Origin of the sequence: Burkholderia sp. AU33423, assembly GCF_002223135.1 — a bacterium.
Lineage (GTDB): Bacteria > Pseudomonadota > Gammaproteobacteria > Burkholderiales > Burkholderiaceae > Burkholderia > Burkholderia lata_D.
Window position 1 is genome coordinate 1,142,244 of record NZ_NKFH01000004.1, and the last position, 19,457, is coordinate 1,161,700.

At 65.7% G+C, this 19,457-nt stretch carries 15 protein-coding genes and 1 pseudogene; 10 read left to right on the top strand and 6 right to left on the bottom strand.

Features of this window, described 5'->3' with window-relative positions:
- Positions 1-108: 108 nt before the first annotated feature.
- A complete protein-coding gene (locus CFB50_RS07970; RefSeq protein WP_069247813.1) occupies positions 109-825 on the bottom strand; it encodes a YdcF family protein in 717 nt (238 codons plus the stop codon).
- A 157-nt stretch (positions 826-982) separates the two neighbouring features.
- Between CFB50_RS07970 and CFB50_RS07975 the strand changes: the two genes are divergently transcribed.
- Entirely contained in the window at positions 983-1,300 is a 318-nt protein-coding gene (locus CFB50_RS07975) for a hypothetical protein (protein ID WP_011351791.1), read from the top strand.
- A gap of 195 nt (positions 1,301-1,495) precedes the next feature.
- Here CFB50_RS07975 and CFB50_RS07980 read toward each other — a convergent pair whose 3' ends face one another.
- Both CFB50_RS07980 and CFB50_RS07985 read right to left on the bottom strand, forming a co-directional pair.
- Positions 1,496-1,747: a hypothetical protein gene (locus CFB50_RS07980; protein WP_089445479.1), complete on the bottom strand. Its 252-nt coding sequence runs from the start codon at positions 1,745-1,747 to the stop codon at positions 1,496-1,498.
- 201 nt (positions 1,748-1,948) lie between these two features.
- Positions 1,949-2,344: pseudogene (locus CFB50_RS07985) on the bottom strand (transposase); the annotation flags it as partial.
- A 431-nt stretch (positions 2,345-2,775) separates the two neighbouring features.
- On the opposite strand from CFB50_RS07985, the gene CFB50_RS07990 reads away from it, so the two are divergent.
- From CFB50_RS07990 to truB, 9 genes are all read left to right on the top strand, one after another.
- Positions 2,776-3,678: a LysR family transcriptional regulator gene (locus CFB50_RS07990; protein ID WP_046545490.1), complete on the top strand. Its 903-nt coding sequence runs from the start codon at positions 2,776-2,778 to the stop codon at positions 3,676-3,678.
- A 75-nt stretch (positions 3,679-3,753) separates the two neighbouring features.
- On the top strand, positions 3,754-4,965 hold the full coding sequence (locus CFB50_RS07995; protein WP_089445480.1) for a pyridoxal phosphate-dependent aminotransferase: 1,212 nt from the start codon (positions 3,754-3,756) through the stop codon (positions 4,963-4,965).
- Positions 4,966-5,237: 272 nt separating this feature from the next.
- The gene (scpB, locus tag CFB50_RS08000) at positions 5,238-6,269 is read left to right on the top strand and encodes an SMC-Scp complex subunit ScpB (RefSeq protein WP_089445481.1); all 1,032 of its coding nucleotides are present in this window, start codon (positions 5,238-5,240) and stop codon (positions 6,267-6,269) included.
- 60 nt (positions 6,270-6,329) lie between these two features.
- Positions 6,330-8,087 (top strand): 23S rRNA pseudouridine(2605) synthase RluB, encoded by a 1,758-nt coding sequence (gene rluB, locus CFB50_RS08005; protein ID WP_089445482.1) that lies wholly within the window; start codon positions 6,330-6,332, stop codon positions 8,085-8,087.
- Positions 8,088-8,540: 453 nt separating this feature from the next.
- Positions 8,541-8,999, top strand: coding sequence for a ribosome maturation factor RimP (gene rimP, locus CFB50_RS08010; RefSeq protein WP_014897219.1), 459 nt, complete (start codon positions 8,541-8,543; stop codon positions 8,997-8,999).
- Entirely contained in the window at positions 8,999-10,474 is a 1,476-nt protein-coding gene (gene nusA / locus CFB50_RS08015; RefSeq protein ID WP_006476166.1) for a transcription termination factor NusA, read from the top strand. Before rimP ends, nusA begins: the two co-directional genes overlap by 1 nt.
- A gap of 91 nt (positions 10,475-10,565) precedes the next feature.
- Positions 10,566-13,484, top strand: coding sequence for a translation initiation factor IF-2 (gene infB, locus CFB50_RS08020; protein ID WP_069247818.1), 2,919 nt, complete (start codon positions 10,566-10,568; stop codon positions 13,482-13,484).
- A gap of 113 nt (positions 13,485-13,597) precedes the next feature.
- A complete protein-coding gene (rbfA, locus tag CFB50_RS08025) occupies positions 13,598-13,996 on the top strand; it encodes a 30S ribosome-binding factor RbfA (protein WP_039339297.1) in 399 nt (132 codons plus the stop codon).
- Between the two features lie 13 nt (positions 13,997-14,009).
- Positions 14,010-14,942 (top strand): tRNA pseudouridine(55) synthase TruB, encoded by a 933-nt coding sequence (gene truB / locus CFB50_RS08030; RefSeq protein WP_069247820.1) that lies wholly within the window; start codon positions 14,010-14,012, stop codon positions 14,940-14,942.
- A 90-nt stretch (positions 14,943-15,032) separates the two neighbouring features.
- Here the strand turns inward: truB and CFB50_RS08035 are convergent, their stop codons facing one another.
- The 3 genes from CFB50_RS08035 to CFB50_RS08045 are packed head-to-tail and all read right to left on the bottom strand — an operon-like array spanning position 15,033 to position 19,384.
- Complete coding sequence (locus CFB50_RS08035) at positions 15,033-16,592, bottom strand: DHA2 family efflux MFS transporter permease subunit (protein ID WP_089445483.1); 1,560 nt, start codon at positions 16,590-16,592, stop codon at positions 15,033-15,035.
- Between the two features lie 28 nt (positions 16,593-16,620).
- Positions 16,621-17,835: an HlyD family secretion protein gene (locus tag CFB50_RS08040; protein WP_069247822.1), complete on the bottom strand. Its 1,215-nt coding sequence runs from the start codon at positions 17,833-17,835 to the stop codon at positions 16,621-16,623.
- Between the two features lie 52 nt (positions 17,836-17,887).
- Complete coding sequence (locus CFB50_RS08045) at positions 17,888-19,384, bottom strand: efflux transporter outer membrane subunit (protein WP_089445484.1); 1,497 nt, start codon at positions 19,382-19,384, stop codon at positions 17,888-17,890.
- Between the last annotated feature and the right edge of the window lie 73 nt (positions 19,385-19,457).

Here is a 19,457-nt window from a genome sequence, read left to right on the forward strand (position 1 = left end):
GTGGCGCGACGCAAGGTCCCGTTGAAGTCGCGCAACACTTCGCTCACTCCGTCACGCGCCTGCCATCGTCGCCGTCGCGGTCATTTCCGCTGCGGTTTCCCGGAGCCGTCAGAACCACCCGAGCCATCGATAGACATGGAACTGCGCGATGCCGACCAGTTCGTGCAGCGCCTGCTCGGCGTTGACCACATTGCGCCAGTGCGGCAGCCAGCCCGTTTGCGCACGCCGGCGATTCGCATAAACGGGCTGCGGATCGATCCCGAACCGGTGGAAATCGAGCAATGCGCGGCGCATCTGGTATGAGGAGGTGACGAGAATGCGTGCGTCGTCATACTGTGAGCGTAGTATAGACGCAGTGAATTTCGCGTTTTCGTAGGTTGTGCGGCTATCCGGCTCCAGCACGAGGTCCGCGGGCGCGACGCCTTCGGCGACGAGTTGGCGCCCGTATACGGCAGCCTCGGTTTCGCCGTGATGCTGCGGGTCGCCGCCCGACATCACCACGGTGCAGCGCTCGGCTTGCTGCCGGCAGGTGCGGTAGAGCGCTGCGACCTTGTGGATGCGGGCGGTTCCGTCAGGTGGCGGCCGCAGCCCGGAGTCGCCGTGCTTCGTACCTGCGCCGATGAGAATCAGTGTGGTCCGTCCATGCATGTCCGGGTGCTCGACGGGTTCGACGCCCGCCTCGGTCCAGGCGATCAGCGGCGCGGCGAGCCAGCCTGTCGCGAGCAGCCAGAACAACGCAGCGGCGGCGATCGAGATGATTCGTCGCCGTTTGCGGCAGAGCATGAAACAGATGAAGAGAAGTACAAATGAATCGAACAGAATCAATTTGATTGGGGTATGGTGTCTTTTTATGGACGGCTGACGATCCGGCCCTGACGCGACGCCGAACGTCGGCATCCAGAATCGGTGGTGGTATCGGCGGGCGGAGAAGCCGCCCGGCGCGCCGCTTCGCATTGTCGCTGCACTTTAAGAAAGAATCGAGATGGCCACGTATTCCAACGAAGCGGTGCTCGACGCATTGAGACGAGTGCAGTACCGCCAGGTACCGTGGGCGCGCCGCCCGGGCGTGTTCGAGTATCTCCGTTCGCTCGGGCTGATGGACACGGTCAGGCAGAAAACCGTTGCCCCCGCGCCGGGCTTCCATGCACCGGTCGATATTGCCGTACTGACCGAAAGCGGTCGAGCCGAATTCTCGCGCCTCGAGCGCGACGAGAAATTACTTTCCTGGACCGATCGCCGCATGGCCGACTACGCACTGAGCGAAGCGAGTGCCGTGGCGATTCTCGAAAGCCGCCTGTAGCGGTCGATCATCCCGTCACGCGCATCGCCGCGCGGCTGGCGATAACCAAAAAAAAGCCCGTATCGCGAGGATACGGGCGTACCGGATACTTTTGCTGTTGCCACGCTGTGCTCATGGCAACGTTGTGACTCGTCGCGTGCGGCGCAGTTCCCGACCGTGGGCATTTTCTTTGGCGAAATCCCGAAATTAGCAGGACTACGGATGACGCGGGACGTCGGTCGGCTGCGAGCCGATGCGCGCTCTCGCGTTGCTGGCGATGTCGCCGCGCAGGTCGCCACGCGGCACGGTTTGCCGGCTAGGCAGGTTGGCGGACGGCGGCTGGCGGAGGGTGTTCCGGTGATCCTGCTGGCGGTGGGGCGGCTTCACGCGATCGTCGGCGTGGGCCGGAGCGGACAACGCCACGGAAATGACAATGCCGCATGCGACGAGCAGTGACATTGGTTTCATGGCGGGGCTCCCTTCAAGCCGTCGACGCGGCCTGTTGATAATTCGCTAAGGTAAGCGTGGGAGCGCAGGCTTGCTGTAAATATTGGTAAATAGATGTATCGCGGCACGTCAACGGTAATCGACGGCAACGCACGCGTCGCGGGCAAGTCGCGTCGCTGAAAGAAACCGGGCGGCCGAAGCCGCCCGATCGAGCATTCGTTACGCCATCTTGACGGGCGCGCGCCAGGATTCCGGATTGGTCCAGAAGGCGCCGCGCAGCCGGTCGCGGCTCGGCGGTGCGGGCGGCTTCGCGGCGCTTGCGCCGATGCGCCCGCGCAGGGAGATCTGCCGGCCGCTCGTGCCGAGTCGCTTCACGATTTCGGCGAGCGTGCCGTCCGCCTGCCATTCGTCGAAGCGACGGCGGCAAGTCGGCGGCGACGGATAGCGGCCCGGCAGCTTCGACCAGCCTTCACCCGTCGACAGCACCCACAGCACGGCGTTCACCACCGAGCGGGCTTCCACGCGGGGGCGGCCGCGCCGCTCACTCCGTGCGGGTTCAGAGCAAAACAGACCCTCGACCAGCGCCCACTCGTTATCTCTCAAATCGTCGAACAGCATCATGTCCTCACCTCAGCGAAGCTAACTCCGGTGCGCTGCCCTGCGCCGCGCACTCTTCAAGCACTCGATCGTCGAGTGCCGGGTGAGGGCGTCCGGTTGGCCGGCAGCGGCGTTTCTGCTCTTCCGTCCGACGAAACCTGCGCCCTGTGCGTCAGGTAATGCACGAAGCGTGCCATGTCGGAGGTAATTCCCTCGAGAGCCGCTTGGCAGCGAGCTAACGGCTAAGTCAGCTAGGGGCGTATAAGACGCCAAAATAACCCGCCAGCAAATCGGGACAATCACCAATCTTGTGCAGTTCGCCCGCACCACGTGCGTTCGCTGACGTATTGCACCGCAGCGAAACATGTGGGGCAGGTGCCTGATTCGCACATCGAAGCCGGATTCACGCATTAAAATCGCGCATCGATATCGACGATTGATGAGGTCAGGAAATGAACGTCACGCTGCGTCAGCTTCGCGTCTTCATCGAGGTCGCGCGGCTCAAGAGCTTCAGTCGCGCGGGCGACGAGATCGGGCTCACGCAGTCCGCGGTCAGTCGCTGCGTGCGCGAGCTCGAGGCCGAGCTCGGGTTGAAGCTGATCGACCGCACGACGCGCGACGTGCAGCTGACCGATGTCGGTGCAAACCTGATCGCGAGCGTGTCCCGTCTGCTCGACGATCTCGACGACACGCTGCGCGAGATTCGCGAGATCGGCGAGCAGCGCCGAGGGCGCGTGATCGTCGCGGCCAGTCCGACGATCGCGTGCCGGTTGATGCCGCGCGTGGTTGCGTCGTGCGAGCGCCAGTTTCCGTTCGTGACGCTGGGTTTGCGCGACGACGTGCAGAGCGACGTGTTGCGCAAGGTGAAGTCGAGCGAGGTCGATTTCGGCGTCGTGATCGGCCCGCTCACGGTGGCCGATCTCGTCTGCGAATCGTTGATGACCGATTCGTTCTGCCTGGTCGCGCGTGCCGACCATCCGCTCGCGGCGCGTGCCGAGGTGCCCTGGACGGCGCTGGACGGCGAGCGCCTCGTGCTCCTTGATCATGCATCGGGAAGCCGGCCGCTGATCGATGCCGCGCTGGCCGCCCATCGTGTCAACGCGACGGTCATGCAGGAGCTCGGGCATTCGGCGACCGTGTTCGGACTCGTCGAGGCCGGCGTCGGCGTGAGCGTGCAGCCGTGGCTGTCGCTGCCGCTACCGGCCGGCTCGACGCTCGTCGCGCGGCCGCTCACGCCACGCACCGAGCGCACGGTCGAACTCGTGCGCCGCCGGGACCGGTCGTTGTCGCCCGCTGCGCAGGCGATCTGGGAACTCGTGCGGCAGATGCCGGCGAGGGCAGAGGACCTCGACTGACGCGCATCGACGTGCGCCGGCCCTGCTTGCGGGCCGGTACACTACGCGGATCGTGTTCCTCGAAGGTGGTTCTCGATGGTGCATTCCGCAGATTCTCTTCCGGTGGCCGGCTCGCCGGCGGCCCGCGACGCCGTACACGCGTTGCGTCCGTCGCTGATCCGGGAAGTGGCAAACGCCGGCTTTGGCGTGCCGGACATGCTGCCGTTCTGGTTCGGCGAATCCGATCGCGTGACACCGGACTTCATCCGCGCGGCCGCCGCGGCGGCGCTGCGCGATGGCGCAACCTTCTACACGCACAACCTCGGCACTGCGCCGCTGCGCGCCGCGATCGCGGCCTACGTCGGCGCCCGTCACGGGGCGACGGCGGCCGACACCGTGGCCGTGACGAGTTCGGGCGTGAGCGCGCTGATGCTGGCCGCGCAGATGCTGGTCGGTCCGGGCGAGCGCGTCGTCGCGGTCACGCCGCTGTGGCCGAATCTCGTCGAGATTCCGAAGATCCTTGGGGCGCAGGTCGAATGCGTCCCGCTCGGCTATGGCGATGCGGGCTGGCAGCTCGATGTCGGGCGGCTGCTTGCGGCGCTGACGCCCGATACGCAGATGCTGCTGATCAACTCGCCGAACAATCCGACCGGCTGGACGATGTCGCGCGACGACCAGCAAGCCGTGCTCGCCCATTGCCGCCGCCACGGTATCTGGCTGGTTGCCGACGAGGTGTACGAGCGGCTCGCGTTCGACGCAGGCGGCGCGGACGGCGCGCCATCGTTCCTCGACATCGCATCGCGCGACGAGCGGGTCATCGTCGTGAATTCGTTTTCGAAAGCGTGGGCGATGACGGGCTGGCGCCTGGGGTGGCTCATCGCGCCGGCAGCGGTGATGGCTGACCTGTCGAAGCTCGTCGAATACAACACGTCGTGTGCGCCGGGCTTCGTGCAGGCCGCGGGTGAGGTCGCGCTGCGCGATGGCGAGCCGTTCGTGCGATCGTTCGTCGCGGCACTGCGCGATGCGCGCGATCACCTGGTCGCCGCGCTGCGCACCCTGCCGGGTGTCGAGGTGCCGCCTCCGCCGGGCGCGATGTACATGTTTCTGCGCCTGCCGGGTGCGTCAGACAGCCTCGCGTTCTGCAAGACGCTGGTGCGCGAGGCGGGGCTCGGCCTCGCGCCTGGGCGTGCATTCGGCCAGGAGGGGGAAGGGTTCGTGCGCTGGTGCTACGCGTGCGATCCGGCGCGCCTCGACGCGGGTGTCGAGCGGTTGCGGCGGTTCCTCGCGCGGGGCGTGGCCGACCGCTGAAGCGGGGCCGGAGCGGGCGCGGCGCGCTGGCGGCAACCCGTTCGGCTCATCTTTACGCACCGGGCAATTTTGCGTAATATGGCGCTCAGTCACGCGGTTCCGTCGTTGAGCCGTGCTGTTCCGTCCGGTTTGGGCCTGGCCTGAAGTTGGTTCGCCGCCCCCGGTTCGTGCTCCCATCAATATGACCGATCAGAATCGGGCGAGCGCGTCTTCCGTTCCTTTCGTCTGTTTGTTGATCCGGTTCGTTTGACCACAGGGTCTGGCCTAGCTGCATGAATACCCAAGAGGCGAAGATCGTCCTCGAGACTGCTTTGATCTGCGCGCAGGAACCGCTGAAACTCGGCGATTTGCGCAAGCTCTTTGCCGACGGCGTGTCGGCTGACACGGTCCGCACGTTGCTCGAAGATCTGAAACAGGATTGGTCCGGCCGCGGCGTCGAACTGGTGGCGCTGGCAACCGGATGGCGCTTCCAGAGCAAGCCGGCGATGCGTCACTATCTCGACCGCCTGCATCCCGAGAAGCCGCCGAAATATTCGCGTGCGGTGCTCGAAACGCTCGCGATCATCGCGTACCGGCAACCTGTCACGCGCGGCGACATCGAAGAGATTCGCGGCGTGACGGTCAATACGCAGGTGGTCAAGCAACTCGAGGATCGCGGCTGGATCGAAGTGATCGGTCATCGCGACGTGCCGGGACGCCCGGCGCTGTATGCGACGACCAAGCAGTTCCTCGACGACCTCGGCCTGAAGGCGCTCGATGATCTGCCTGCCCTCGAAGAGCCGGCCGCGAACATCGAGGCCGCGCTGCTTGCGCAGCAGGCGATGGATTTCGACGAGGGCATGCCGGTTGCCGGCGACGCCGCGGACGACGCGCCGCAAACGGATGAAGCATCCGCCGGTCAATCGGCCGGCTTGCCGGATGATCCCGCGGCGGACGTCGCGTCGACGCATGAAATCGCGAGCCGCGATACGCTCGATGCTGTCCGCGGGCAAACGGAACAAATGGAACAGGCTGGCGCCGAAGCAGTGCCGGCCGGTGTGCAGCCCGAACCGCTGCGCGCGGATTGGAGCGAGGAAGATCGCAAGCCGGCTGCCGAAGCGGTTGCCGGAGACGGAGCGGAAGCGGCCGGCGACACGCCCGGCGAGGCTGGTCAGGCCGACGCCCCCCGTTCCCGTCCTGCGGACGACGAGATGCTGGACGACACGTCCGACAGTCTCGCCGATGCCGTACGAAGCGCCAGTGCACCCATCGGTGCCGATGCGCTGCCGGACGACGAAGCAGAACCTGAACAGCGTCGCGCCTGATCGCGGCCAACTTCTTGCCGCGCCCGCGCCGGGCGCGAGACCTGACATTTTGAGGTTGTTTTGACAGATATCCACGATATTGAATCGTCCGCGCCTGCCGTGCAGGCAGCGCGTGCCGACGATGCGCCGGAGCAGGGCGCTTCGGCCGAGGGTGGCGACGAGCGTCCCCGCCGCGGTCTGCGGCGAGGCCCGCGCAGCCTGATCGCGCGGCGTCGCGCGGCAGCCAAGTCGAAGGGCGCCGAAGGCGAGTCGCAGGGCGGCGAAGGCGCTGACGCGCAGCCGGCCGAGGCCGCCGAAGCGCAGCAGCCGACGCGTGCGCCGCGCAAGGAAGGTGCGGCCAAGGGTGCTCGCAAGCCGGCGGCCAAGCGCGAAGGCGCGGCCAAGGCTCAGGGCGGCCAGGGTCGTCGCGGCAGCGCACCGAAGGCTGAAGGCGGTGAGGCAAAGGTGGAAGGCGATGCGTCCCAGGACGAACTGTTCGCCTACGTGACGTCGCCGGCATTCGACGCGGACAACTCCGCGGGCGGTAGCGGCGTGCGTGCGCCGATGCTGCGTCGCGGCCGTAGCCAGCCGGCGAACAAGCGCGTGCTGTCGCCGGACGACGACGCGCCGAAGCTTCACAAGGTGCTGGCGGAAGCGGGCATGGGCTCGCGCCGCGAAATGGAAGAGCTGATCGTCGCCGGCCGCGTGTCGGTGAACGGCGAGCCCGCGCACATTGGCCAGCGCATCATGCCGACCGACCAGGTGCGGATCAACGGCAAGCCGGTCAAGCGCAAGCTGCCGAACAAGCCGCCGCGCGTGCTGCTGTACCACAAGCCGACGGGCGAGATCGTCAGCCACGCGGATCCGGAAGGCCGTCCGTCGGTGTTCGACCGCCTGCCGCCGATGAAGACGGCGAAATGGCTCGCGGTGGGCCGCCTCGACTTCAATACCGAAGGTCTGCTGATGCTGACGACTTCGGGTGACCTCGCAAACCGCTTCATGCATCCGCGCTACAGCGTCGAGCGCGAGTACGCGGTGCGTGTCGTCGGCGAACTGGCCGAAGGCATGCGGCAGAAGCTGCTGCACGGCGTCGAGCTCGATGACGGCCCGGCGAACTTCCTGCGCATCCGCGACGGCGGCGGCGAAGGCACGAACCACTGGTATCACGTTGCGCTGGCCGAAGGCCGCAACCGCGAAGTGCGCCGGATGTTCGAGGCGGTCGGCCTGATGGTGAGCCGCCTGATCCGTACGCGTCACGGCCCGATTCCGCTGCCGCGCGGCCTGAAGCGCGGTCGTTGGGAAGAGCTCGACGACACGCAGGTGCGCAAGCTGATGGCGACCGTCGGCCTGAAGGCGCCGTCCGAGGAGAAGGGCAAGCGCGCCGGTGCAGGCCAGGCAGAGCGTCGCCAGCCCGATCCGATGCAGACGTCGATGGGCTTCATCAGCCGCGAGCCGGTGCTGACGACGCACGGGCAGCTGGATCAGCCGCGTCGTGGTGGTGGTCGTCGTGGCGGGCCGGGCCTGCCGGGTCTGAGCGGCTACGGCAGCCTGCCGGTCGCACCGTCGGGCTACGGCAATCGCGCCGGCGGCGGCCGGGATGGCAACCGTGCGGGCGGAGGCGGACGCGATGGCAATCGCCCTGGCGGTGGCCGTGGCGATGTCGACGGCAACCGCGCGTCGTATGGCGCAGGCCCCAAGCGCGACGGCGCGGGCCCCAAGCGTGGCGGCAGCAAGGGCGGTAACCGCAACCCGAACGGCAATCGTGCCGAGGGTGCCGGCAACGGCGGCGGCCCGCGCGGCGGTCAGCGTCCGCAGCGCAGCCGTACGCGCAGCCGCTGAGCATTCAGGCATGCGGCGCAAGGCCGCCGGTGTGCCGGCTGGATCGGCATCCGGCCGGTCCTGCCGGCGCGAGGCATTGCGTTTATTGCTTTCGACTGTATATATGTCACGCGGTGCTGGACGGCCGCCGGCATAACCGATCACCGGCATGCCACGATGGCGCCGGTCGATCATGCAGCCCGATTTCGCATTTTTGGGCCCGTAAAGGCAGGCGACATGCTGCTTTTACCGGCTGGCTTGGCGTTTGCGCCAAAAATCGCTATAATCGCGGAGTCGCTGGGCGTACGGATTCAATGTGCGGCTCAGGTGCGACCACCAGTAAGAAGATGGGCGTTCCGCCCATTTTTTTTTGCTGAAACGGTTAGGCATCTCGGGTAGCGCTTCCTGCGCCGGCTAAGGCGCGCGCCCGCGGGTGAATCGCGAGCGGCGGGCGCGAACACCTGAGAGGACACAGTGCAACTGACGGAACTGATAGAAACCACGGTCACCGGGCTCGGCTACGAGCTGGTGGATCTCGAGCGCACCGGGCGCGGCATGCTTTGCATCTATATCGATCAGCCTGCCGGCATCTCGCTCGAAGATTGCGAAAAGGTCACGCGTCAGCTCCAGCACGTCTTGACGGTCGAAAACATCGATTACGAACGGCTCGAAGTCTCGTCCCCGGGGCTCGACCGCCCGTTGAAGAAGCTGGCCGACTTCGAGCGCTTCGCCGGCAGCGAAGTTTCCGTGACCTTGAAAAAGCCGCTGGACGGGCGCAAGACGTACCGGGGCATTCTGCACGCGCCGAATGGCGAAACGATCGGTTTGGAATTTGAGAGGAAGAAGGGCGAGGCGGCCATGCTGGATTTCACGCTGGCCGATATCGACAAAGCCCGCCTGATTCCGCAAGTTGACTTTAGGAGCCGCAAATAATGAGTCGCGAAGTGTTGATGCTGGTGGATGCGCTGGCGCGCGAGAAAAACGTCGACAAGGATGTGGTGCTGGGCGCCCTCGAGGCTGCGCTCGCGTCCGCTTCCAAGAAGCTGTTCGACGAAGGCGCCGAAATCCGCGTCCATATCGATCGCGAAAGCGGCGAGCACGAAACCTTCCGTCGCTGGCTCGTCGTGCCCGATGAGGCAGGTTTGCAGGAGCCGGATCGCGAGATCCTGCTGTTCGAAGCACGTGAGCAGAAGCCCGACGTCGAAGTCGGCGAGTATGTCGAGGAACCCGTTCCGTCGATCGAGTTCGGTCGCATCGGCGCGCAGGCCGCCAAGCAGGTGATCCTGCAGAAGGTGCGCGACGCCGAGCGCGAGCAGATCCTGAACGACTACCTCGAGCGTGGTGAAAAGATCATGACGGGTACGGTGAAGCGCCTCGACAAGGGCAACTTCATCGTCGAATCGGGCCGTGTCGAGGCGCTGCTGCGCCGCGATCAGCTGATCCCGAAGGAAAACCTGCGCGTGGGCGACCGCGTGCGCGCTTACATCGCGAAGGTCGACCGCACTGCGCGCGGCCCGCAGATCGAGCTGTCGCGTACGGCGCCCGAGTTCCTGATGAAGCTGTTCGAGATGGAAGTGCCGGAAATCGAGCAGGGCCTGCTCGAGATCAAGGCGGCTGCCCGCGACCCGGGCGTGCGCGCGAAGATCGGCGTCATCGCGTACGACAAGCGGATCGATCCGATCGGGACCTGCGTCGGCATCCGCGGTTCCCGCGTGCAGGCCGTGCGCAACGAGCTCGGTGGCGAAAACATCGACATCGTGCTATGGTCGGAGGATCCCGCCCAGTTCGTGATCGGCGCGCTCGCGCCGGCAGCTGTCCAGTCGATTGTCGTCGATGAAGAAAAGCACTCGATGGACGTCGTCGTCGACGAGAACGAGCTGGCTGTCGCGATCGGCCGCAGCGGTCAGAACGTTCGTCTTGCAGGCGAACTGACCGGCTGGCAGATCAACATCATGACGCCGGACGAATCCGCCCTGAAGCAGGGTGAAGAGCGCGACCGGCTGCGTGCACTGTTCATGGCGCGTCTCGACGTCGACGAAGAAGTTGCCGACATCCTGATCGACGAAGGCTTCACGAGCCTGGAAGAGATCGCGTACGTGCCGCTCAACGAAATGCTCGAAATCGAGGCGTTCGACGAGGACACCGTGCACGAACTGCGCAACCGCGCACGCGACGCGCTGTTGACGATGGCCATCGCGAACGAAGAAAAGGTCGAGAACGCAGCGCTGGATCTCAAGAGCCTCGACGGCATCACGCCGGAGCTGCTCGCGAAGCTGGCCGAACACGGCGTGCAGACGCGCGACGATCTCGCCGAGCTGGCTGTAGATGAACTGGTCGACATGACCGGAATGGAAGAGGATGCCGCTAAGGCGTTGATCATGAAAGCACGTGAACATTGGTTCCAGTGAGAAATGACCATGGCGCACTGATTTGATGGCGGCCGTATGGCCTGACCCGATGCTAACCGCAAGGAATCGGTCCTTGCACTAAGAGGAATGAATGGCGAGTAACAACGTAGCCCAATTTGCCGCGGAACTGAAAATGCCTGCTGGTGTGCTGCTCGAACAGCTGCAGGCAGCGGGCGTCCAGAAAGCGAGTGAAGACGATGCGCTGTCCGAAACGGACAAGGCGCGTCTGCTCGATCATTTGCGCAAGTCGCACGGCGCAACCGACGGCGACAAGCGCAAGATCACGCTGACCCGCAAGCATACGTCGGAGATCAAGCAATCTGACGCGACGGGCAAGGCTCGCACCATTCAGGTCGAGGTCCGCAAGAAGCGTACGTTCGTCAAGCGCGACGACGTGAGCGAGGGTGCGGAACAGGGTCAGGCGCAGGTTGCCGAAGCGGACGACGATGCGGAACTGAAGCGTCGCGAAGAAGAAGCGCGCCGTGAGGCCGAGCTGCTCGAGAAGCAGGCGCAGGAGCTTCGCGAGCGTCAGGAACGCCTCGAGCGCGAGGAAGCGGAGCGCCGCGCCCGCGAGGAAGCGGCTGAAGCCGAGCGTCGTCGCGCCGAGGAAGAGGCAGCGACGAAGCGTGCTGCGGCCGAAGCTGCGGCCGCTCAGCAGCAGGCAGCCGCACAGCAGGCTGCAGCAGCCGAGCAGCAGGAAGCGGCGAGCACGCAGTCCGCGCAGGACGAAGCACGCGCAGCCGCCGAACGTGCGGCTCAGCGCGAAGCGGCGAAGAAGGCTGAAGACGCTGCCCGCGAGGCGGCGGACAAGGCGCGCGCCGAGCAGGAAGAGATCAGCAAGCGTCGTGCGGCGGCAGAAGCCGAAGCGCGTGCGATTCGCGAAATGATGAACACGCCGCGCAAGGCCGTGGTCAAGGCAGTCGAGCCGCCGAAGCCGGTCGAGCCGCCGAAGCCGGCCGAAGCGAAGGGCACGCTGCACAAACCGGCAAAGCCGGAAGGTGCGCAGGCGCGTCCGGCCGTGAAGAAGCCGGCCGGTGCAGCACCGGCAACGACGCAGGCGCCGGCAGGCGCGGGCGACCGCAACAAGAAGCCGGGCGCAGGCAAGGGCGGCTGGCAGGACGACGCATCGAAGCGTCGCGGCATCAAGACGCGCGGTGATTCGAGCGGCGGCGTCGACCGCGGCTGGCGCGGCGGCCCGAAGGGTCGCGGCCGTCACCAGGACAGCTCGACGTTCCAGGCGCCGACCGAACCGATCGTCCGCGAAGTGCACGTGCCGGAAACCGTGTCGGTTGCCGACCTCGCGCACAAGATGTCGGTCAAGGCCTCTGAAGTCATCAAGGTGATGATGAAGATGGGCCAGATGGTCACGATCAACCAGGTGCTGGACCAGGAAACGGCGATGATCATCGTCGAGGAACTGGGCCACCGCGCGGTTGCCGCGAAGCTGGACGATCCGGAAGCGCTGCTCGTCGAAGGCGAAACGGGTACCGATGCGGAGCAACTGCCGCGTCCGCCGGTCGTCACGGTCATGGGTCACGTCGACCACGGCAAGACCTCGCTGCTCGACCACATCCGCCGCGCGAAGGTTGCTGCTGGCGAAGCGGGCGGTATTACGCAGCACATCGGCGCTTATCACGTCGAGACGCCGCGTGGCGTCATCACGTTCCTCGATACGCCGGGTCACGAAGCGTTCACGGCAATGCGTGCACGCGGCGCGAAGGCGACCGATATCGTGGTGCTGGTGGTGGCAGCCGACGACGGTGTGATGCCGCAGACGAAGGAAGCCATCGCCCACGCGAAGGCAGGCGGTGTGCCGATCGTCGTCGCGATCAACAAGATCGACAAGCCGGACGCGAATCTCGATCGCGTCAAGCAGGAGCTGGTCGCGGAAGGCGTCGTGCCGGAAGAGTACGGTGGCGATTCGCCGTTCGTGCCGGTTTCGGCGAAGACGGGCGCGGGTATCGACGATCTGCTCGAGAACGTGCTGCTGCAAGCCGAAGTGCTGGAACTGAAGGCACCGGTCGAGGCGCCGGCCAAGGGCATCGTGATCGAAGCGAAGCTCGACAAGGGCAAGGGCCCGGTCGCGACGATCCTGGTGCAGTCCGGTACGCTGAACCGAGGCGACGTCGTGCTGGCGGGTACGGCTTACGGCCGCGTGCGCGCGATGCTCGACGAGAACGGCAAGCCGACGAAGGAAGCCGGCCCGTCGATCCCGGTCGAAATCCAGGGTCTGTCGGAAGTGCCGGGTGCGGGCGAGGAAGTGATCGTGCTGCCGGACGAGCGCAAGGCGCGTGAAATCGCACTGTTCCGTCAAGGCAAGTTCCGCGACGTGAAGCTTGCGAAGCAGCAGGCCGCGAAGCTGGAGAGCATGCTCGAGCAGATGGGCGAAGGCGAAGTGCAGAACCTGCCGCTCATCATCAAGGCGGACGTGCAGGGCTCGCAGGAAGCACTCGTGCAGTCGCTGCTCAAGCTGTCGACCGACGAAGTGCGCGTGCAGATCGTGCACAGCGCGGTGGGTGGCATCAGCGAAAATGACGTCAACCTCGCAACGGCATCGAAGGCGGTCATCATCGGTTTCAACACGCGTGCAGATGCACAGGCGCGCAAGCTGGCCGAGTCGAACGGCATCGACATCCGTTACTACAACATCATCTATGACGCAGTGGATGAGGTGAAGGCGGCAATGTCGGGCATGCTGGCGCCGGAGAAGCGCGAAGTCATCACCGGCATGGTCGAGGTGCGCCAGGTCTTCAAGGTACCGAAGATCGGTGCAGTCGCCGGCTGTATGGTGACGGACGGTATCGTCAAGCGCTCGTCGTCGGTGCGCGTGCTGCGCAACAACGTCGTGATCTTCACGGGCGAACTCGAATCGCTGAAGCGCTTCAAGGACGACGTGAAGGAAGTGAAGCAAGGCTTCGAGTGCGGTATGTCGGTGAAGAACTTCAACGACATCGTCGAAGGCGACCAGTTCGAAGTCTTCGAAGTGACCGAAGTCGCGCGTACGCTGTAACCCTCGCGCATCGGCTCATGGGCGGGGCAGGCTTGGGCCTGTCCCGCCCATTTTCATGTGGCGTGCCAACACTGGCCGCCGCTTCATCCTGATAAACGGATCACGGATCGATCATGTCCAGGAAACGTACTTCCCCCAATCGTAACGTGCAGATCGCTGACCAGATTCAGCGCGATCTGTCCGAACTCATCATGCGCGAGGTCAAGGATCCGCGCATCGGCATCGTGACCATCCAGAGCGTGGAACTCACGCCGGATTACGCACACGCGAAGGTCTACTTCACCGCGTTGACCGGCGATCCGGACAAGACGCAGGAAGCGCTGAACCACGCGTCGGGTCACTTGCACAACCTGTTGTTCAAGCGCCTGCACATCCATACGGTGCCGACGCTGCATTTCCACTACGACCAGACGATCGAGAAGGCCGTGGAAATGTCGCGCCTGATCAAGGAAGCGAACTCGACGCGCGCGAAGGACGACGACGAGGCCGACGCGGCCGCCAAGGACGACTGAGCTCGACCGGCCTATGACGACTGCAGCATCCCAACGTCCGCGCGTGCCCCGGCGCGTGCTGGATGGCGTCCTCCTGCTCGACAAGCCCGTCGGCCTGTCGAGCAACGACGCGCTGATTCGCGCGAAGCGTCTGCTGCTCGCGAAGAAAGCCGGTCACACCGGCACGCTCGATCCGCTGGCTTCGGGCCTGCTGCCGCTGTGCTTCGGCGAGGCGACGAAGTTCTCGCAGGATCTGCTCGAAGCGGACAAGACCTACGAAGCGACGATGCGTCTCGGCCAGCGCACGGCCACCGGCGACGCGGAAGGCGAGGTGATCGACACGCGGCCGGTCGAGTGCGATCGCACGGCGGTGGAGGCCGCGCTCGTGCGCTTCACCGGCGAGATCGTGCAGGTGCCGCCGATGTATTCGGCGCTCAAGCGCGATGGCAAGCCGCTGTACGAATATGCGCGGGCGGGGCAGACCGTCGAGCGCGAGGGCCGCAACGTGACGATCCTCGCACTCGACCTGCTCGCGTGCGACCTGCCTGACGTGACGTTTCGCGTGACCTGCAGCAAGGGCACTTATGTGCGCACGCTGGCGGAGGATATCGGCGAGGCACTCGGTTGCGGTGCGCATCTGACGATGCTGCGTCGCACGGGCGTCGGTGCGCTGACGCTCGAGCATGCGGTGACGCTCGATGCGCTGTCCGATGCGGACGAAGCGTCGCGGGATGCGTGGCTCCAGCCGGTCGACGCGTTGCTGTCGACGTTTCCGCTGGTTCGTCTCGATGAAACCAGCGCGAAACGGTTCCTGCACGGCCAGCGTCTGCCGCTGTCGGGGCTCGATCCGATCGATGCGGCCGAAGGCGAGCGTGTGCGCGTCTATGACGCCACTCGGCTGCTCGGCGTGGCTCGCAAGGCGAACGGCGTACTTGCGCCGGAACGGCTCGTCGTCACGGCGGCCTGACGCAGCCGCGCGAACGCGCTTCCGTCGGAATGAAAAAAGCCCGGTCGACGTGAGATGTCGACCGGGCTTTTTTGCGTTCAGGCTGCGTGTTCAGTGTGCAGCCGATGCTGCGGCACCTGCATCGCCGCCACCCGCGCGCTCGGGCTTCGTGATCCAGATCAGCCCGATCAGCAGCACGAAGATCGCCGCAGAGATGTAGAACAGGTCGTTCACGCCGAGCTGCGCGGCCTGCTGCGTGGCCATGTTGTTGATCAGCCCGTGCGCCTGGTCCTGCGTCAGCCCGAGGTTGCCCATCTGCGTGACAGCCTGGTTGAACGTCGGGTTGTAGACGTTCGCCTGCTCGACCAGTTGCGCGTGATGGAAGTTGTTGCGATGGTCCCAGGCCGTCTGGAAGATCGATGTGCCGATACCGCCGCACATGATCCGCACGAAGTTCGACAGGCCCGATGCCGCGGGGATGCGGTGGCCGGGCAGGCCGGACAGCGTGATCGACACCAGCGGGATGAAGAAGCCGGCCATCGCGATGCCCTGCACGAGCGTCGGCAGCGTCAGCGACCACTCGTCGACGCCCGTCGTGTAGCGCGACCGCATCCAGAAGCACAGCGCAAACGTCAGGAACGATGCCGTCGAGATGAAGCGCGGATCGGTGCGCGGCAGATACTTCCCGGTGAGCGGAGACAGCAGGATCGCGAACAGCCCGACCGGCGCCATCACGAGACCGGCGTCGGTCGCGGTGTAGCCGATCTGGGTCTGCAGCCACAGCGGCAGCAGCACGAGGTTGCCGAAGTACAGGCCGTACCCGATCGACAGCGCAACCGTGCCGCCGGTGAAGTTCCGCATGCGGAACAGCGACAGATCGACGACCGGATGCTCGGCAGTCAATTCCCAGATGACGAAGAACGCGAACGCAATGACGGCGGTCAGCGCGAGCACGATGATGGTCGTCGACGCGAACCAGTCGAGATCCTTGCCCTTGTCGAGCATGATCTGCAGCGAGCCGACCCAGACGACCAGCAGCGCGAGGCCCACGCCGTCGATCGGCGCGCGGCGCACGGTCGACTCCCGATTGCGGTAGATCGCCCACGTCGCGGCGGCGGCGGCGATGCCGACCGGGATGTTGACGTAGAAGATCCACGGCCACGAGTAGTTGTCCGAGATCCAGCCGCCGAGAATCGGGCCGGCGACGGGCGCGATCAGCGTCGTCATCGCCCATAGCGCGAGCGCCATCGGTGCCTTGGCGCGCGGATAGCTCGACAGCAGAAGCGCTTGCGACAGCGGAATCATCGGGCCTGCCACCGCGCCTTGCAGCACGCGCGACCCGAGCAGGAACGGCAGGTTGGGCGAGAGACCGCACATCCACGACGAAATCACGAACAGGATGATCGACGCGAGGAACAGGCGCACCTGCCCGAAGCGATCGGTCAGCCAGCCGGTCAGCGGCACGGAAATCGCGTTCGCGACCGCGAACGACGTGATGACCCACGTGCCCTGGTCGGACGACACGCCGAGGTCGCCCGAGATGGTCGGGATCGCGACGTTCGCGATGGACGTGTCGAGCACGTTCATGAACACCGCGAGCGATACCGCGATCGTCCCGATCACGAGTTGCCCGCCCTGCAAGGGCGGGTGAGAGACAGGAGCCTGTGCCATGTCGGTTGTTTTTCCGGAGTCGGAGCGGTTACATCATCTTCGCGACGGCATTCGACTTCGACGCGGCCGGCGCCGGTGCGTTGCCGCCTGCGTTCTCGGCGATGATGCGGGCGATTTCGGCATCGGCTTCGTCGCCGTACTTCGCGAACACGTTGGTCTCGTAGACGGTGTTCGGCGCGTTCACGAGCTGGTCGCCGCGTTCGTCCTTGATGTCCACGTCGACCTGCATCGACAGGCCGATGCGCAGCGGGTGCTTGTCGAGATCCTTCGGATCGAGTTCGATCCGCACCGGCAGGCGCTGCACGACCTTGATCCAGTTACCCGTCGCGTTCTGCGCTGGCAGAAGCGAGAACGCCGAGCCCGTACCGGCCGAGAAGCCGACCACCTTGCCGTGGTAGACCGCCGACGAGCCGTAGATGTCGGCCGTCAGTTCGACCGGCTGGCCGATGCGCATGTGCTTGAGCTGGACTTCCTTGAAGTTCGCATCGACCCACACTGCGTTCAGCGGCACCACCGACATGAGCGGCGTGCCCGGCGACACGCGCTGGCCGACCTGCACCGAGCGCTTCGCGACATAGCCGGTGACCGGCGCGGGCAGCACGTTACGGGCGTTTGCCAGGTACGCGTCGCGAACCTTCGCGGCCGCAGCCATCACGTTCGGATGCGAGGCGATCGTCGTGTTCGCGGTCAGCGCGCGGTTCGACGCGAGCTGTTGCTGCGAAGCGTCAAGCGACGCCTGGGCGGCGCGAACGGCGTCGCGAGCGTGCGAGATTTCTTCCTGCGACACGGCGCCCGTTTGCGCGACGGCCACGCGGCGGCGGAGGTCGTCCTCGGCCTTCGACAGGTCGGACTGGCGCAGCGCGACTTGCGCGCGGTACTGGTCGTCGTTGACGAACAGGCCACGCACCTGGCGCACCGTTTGCGCGAGATTGGCTTCGGCCTGCTGCAGCGCGACTTGCGAGTCGGCCGGGTCGAGCACGACGAGCGGATCGCCGGCCTTGACGGTCTGCGTATCGTCGGCCTTCACCGCGATCACGGTGCCGGTGACTTGCGGCGTGATCTGCACGACGTTGCCGTTCACGTACGCGTCGTCGGTCCCTTCATGGAAGCGGGCGACGAGGAAGTAGTACAGACCATACGCGATGGCCGCGATCACGATGACCGCGACGAGCAGCGTCATCATCCGTTTGCGCTTGCCATTGTTCTGCGGCTGCGCGCTGGCGGCGTTTTGTTGGTCGCTCATGGCGATTTTCTCCGTCCGTTATTTCGAGTGTCTGCGTAGTGGTGGCGCCGGATCAGTTGGCGGCCTGTTTTGTCGGCTTGTCGGCATCGGGTGCGGCGAGCGGCGTGCCGGTCGCGTCGAACCCGCCACCCAGCGCCTTGATCAGCGCGAGCTGCATGTCGCGCCGGCGCATCTTCAGGTTGGTCACCGTCTGCTCCGATGCGAGGCGGTTGCTGTCCGCCGTCAGCACCTGCAGTTGCGGCGACAGGCCGGCCTTGTAGCGGATGACCGCGAGGTCATAAGCGCGCGTCGATGCGTCGAGTGCGCGTTGCGCATCGCCCATCTGGCGATCGACCGCGCGGATCGATGCGACCTGCGTCGCGACGTCGTTCAGCGCACTGATCAGGGTCTGGTTGTAGTTCGCCACCGACAGGTCGAAGTCCGCGTAGCGGCCCTTGAGCTGCGCGCGCAGCGCGCCGGCGTCGAAAATCGGCAGGTGGATCGCCGGGCCGAACTGCGCCTGACGGCTCGCGAAGTTCAGGAATTTGCCCCAGCCGAACGCATCGAAGCCGAAGCCGGCCGCGAGGTTCACGTCGGGATAGAACTCGGCCTTCGCTTCCTTCACGTCGTGCATCGCGGCTTCGACCTGCCAGCGCGCGGCGACGATGTCGGGGCGGCGCGAGACGAGATCGGCCGGCAGGTTGCCGGGCAGCGCGACTTCGCCGCTGGGGTTCAGCACGGGCGCCGCGATCTGCAGCCCGCGATCCGGGCCCTTGCCGAGCAGCGCGGCGAGCTGGTAGCGCACCGTCGTGATCTGGCCATCGAGATCGGACAGCGAAGCCTGGGTCGTCGCGATATTGCCGCGCGCCGTCTGGCGTTCGACGTTGGTGTCGAGGCCTGCCGACACACGGCCGTCGGTGATCTTGCCGACCGTCTCGCGATTGGTGATCTCGCGCTGCGCGATATCGCGCAGCGCATAGAGCTGTGCGAGCGAGTTGTAGGTGCGTGCGACCGACGACGCGAGCGTGATGCGCGCCTGCTGCATGTCGGCTTCGGCCGCCTTCTCCTGCGAGACGGCAGTGTGCAGGCGTTCGCGGTTCTTGCCCCACAGGTCGAGTTCCCACGACGCACTCGCGAGCGCGTTGTTCTCGCTGTACCACTGGCCGCCGTACGGGGGCGGGAACAGCGCGTTCGACGAATACAGCTCGCGCGTCCACGAATAGCTGGCTTCCGCCTTCGGCATCAGATTCGAGCGCGACGATTCGATGTACGACGACGCCTTTGCGATGCGCGCCTGCGCCTGTGCGATCGACGGATTGCCCTGCAGGGCTTCGTCGATCAGCTTCGGCAGCTGCGGGTCGCCGAACTGGCTGGCCCAGTCGAGCGCCGGCCACTGGCCGCCCTGGGCCGGCAGGCTCTGGGCGGATTCGAATTGCGACGCGGGAGCGATCTGCTTGTCGCTCTTGATGCCGATGTAGTTCGCGCAGCCCGCCAGCGCCAGTGCGGCGACCGCGGCGGCGACGGCGGCGCGGCACGAGCCGGCGCGCACGGACAACGGGGAGGATTTCATCGCGCTGATCCCTGACTCGGAATGAATGATGGACACTGCAAGGATTTCCTTACATTAATCTGTCAAAAGTAAT

Bases quoted from the DNA above. Each gene is read 5' to 3' on its own strand.
- CFB50_RS07975 (WP_011351791.1), top strand. From the start codon at position 983: ATGGCCACGTATTCCAACGAAGCGGTGCTCGACGCATTGAGACGAGTG.
- CFB50_RS07980 (WP_089445479.1), bottom strand. From the start codon at position 1,747: ATGAAACCAATGTCACTGCTCGTCGCATGCGGCATTGTCATTTCCGTG.
- CFB50_RS07990 (WP_046545490.1), top strand. From the start codon at position 2,776: ATGAACGTCACGCTGCGTCAGCTTCGCGTCTTCATCGAGGTCGCGCGG.
- CFB50_RS07995 (WP_089445480.1), top strand. From the start codon at position 3,754: ATGGTGCATTCCGCAGATTCTCTTCCGGTGGCCGGCTCGCCGGCGGCC.
- scpB (WP_089445481.1), top strand. From the start codon at position 5,238: ATGAATACCCAAGAGGCGAAGATCGTCCTCGAGACTGCTTTGATCTGC.
- nusA (WP_006476166.1), top strand. From the start codon at position 8,999: ATGAGTCGCGAAGTGTTGATGCTGGTGGATGCGCTGGCGCGCGAGAAA.
- infB (WP_069247818.1), top strand. From the start codon at position 10,566: ATGGCGAGTAACAACGTAGCCCAATTTGCCGCGGAACTGAAAATGCCT.
- rbfA (WP_039339297.1), top strand. From the start codon at position 13,598: ATGTCCAGGAAACGTACTTCCCCCAATCGTAACGTGCAGATCGCTGAC.
- truB (WP_069247820.1), top strand. From the start codon at position 14,010: ATGACGACTGCAGCATCCCAACGTCCGCGCGTGCCCCGGCGCGTGCTG.
- CFB50_RS08035 (WP_089445483.1), bottom strand. From the start codon at position 16,592: ATGGCACAGGCTCCTGTCTCTCACCCGCCCTTGCAGGGCGGGCAACTC.
- CFB50_RS08040 (WP_069247822.1), bottom strand. From the start codon at position 17,835: ATGAGCGACCAACAAAACGCCGCCAGCGCGCAGCCGCAGAACAATGGC.
- CFB50_RS08045 (WP_089445484.1), bottom strand. From the start codon at position 19,384: ATGAAATCCTCCCCGTTGTCCGTGCGCGCCGGCTCGTGCCGCGCCGCC.